The sequence below is a fragment of the Frankia sp. R82 genome, assembly GCF_023716925.1.
Lineage (GTDB): Bacteria > Actinomycetota > Actinomycetes > Frankiales > Frankiaceae > Frankia.
Map to the genome: position 1 here is coordinate 1 of NZ_JAMQQG010000178.1, position 991 is coordinate 991.

Consider the following 991-nt stretch of genomic DNA (forward strand, 5'->3'; position numbering starts at 1 on the left):
CGTGGACGGCGAACCCCATCGCGTCCCGCCCGTCGCGGCCGAGCTCGTATTCGAGCAGGTGACCGGCGCTGCCCGGACGGCTGGGAGCCGGTGGGCGTGCCGCCGGTGGGCGTGCCGGTGGCGGTGGCGGTGGACGGTTCGGGGTCGGGCGACCGGGTGGAACGGTCCCGGCGTTCCCGGCGGCCCCGGCGGGGCGGTTGGGCCTCTCGGGCGGCGGCGTGGATGTCCTCGGCGACGTGCAGGGGCAACGCGCTGTCGCGCAGCCAGGTGGGGCCGAGCAGCATCCCGGCGGCCGCGGCGAGCTCGACGGCGAGCTGGCGGGTGGTGGGCCGGCGGCCTGCGTCCTTGCTCAGGGTTCGGGCGACCAGATCGGCCAACGGCGGCGGGACATCCGGCATCGGTGGGGGCGGGACCTGGTGGTGGTGGCCGTACTCGGCGAACGTGAGTTTCGGGCCGAACGGCAGCCGTCCGGTGAGCAGTTCGTAGAGGACGACGCCGAGGCTGTACACGTCGGTGGCGAAGCCCGGGCGGCCGAACCCGAAGATCTCCGGGCCCATGTACGGGTAGGTCCCGGCGACACTCGCGGTCGTCGAGGTCGCGTTCTCGACGATCTTGGCGATGCCGAAGTCGACGACCTTGGGCATGTCGTCGGCGGCGAACATCAGGTTGGCCGGTTTGACGTCGCGGTGCAGCACACCGGCCGCGTGGGCGTAGCCGAGCGCCTCTGCGGTGGCGATGCCCACCGCGCAGATCTCGGCCAGGGGCAACGGGCCGGCGCGGGCCCGGGCACGCACCGTCCCCCGCGGCAGCAGCTCCATGATGATCACGCCGAGCCCGTCGACCTCCTCGCCGTCGAGGACCTTCACGACGTGCGGATGGTCGAGCGAGGCGAGCAGCTGCGACTCGGCGGCGAACCAGAGCGGCAAGTTCGAACTCCAGGTCCGCTCCAACGGCTGCTACCAGGCCGGCGGTCCCACGAAAATCATCGGAC

General features: G+C 72.9%; 1 protein-coding gene. It reads right to left on the minus strand.

Features of this window, described 5'->3' with window-relative positions; all coding sequences use genetic code 11:
* Window positions 1-926, minus strand: a 926-nt coding sequence (locus ND747_RS30140; RefSeq protein WP_251734489.1) for a serine/threonine-protein kinase, incomplete at its 3' end; no start/stop codon positions are given.
* Window positions 927-991 lie beyond the last annotated feature (65 nt).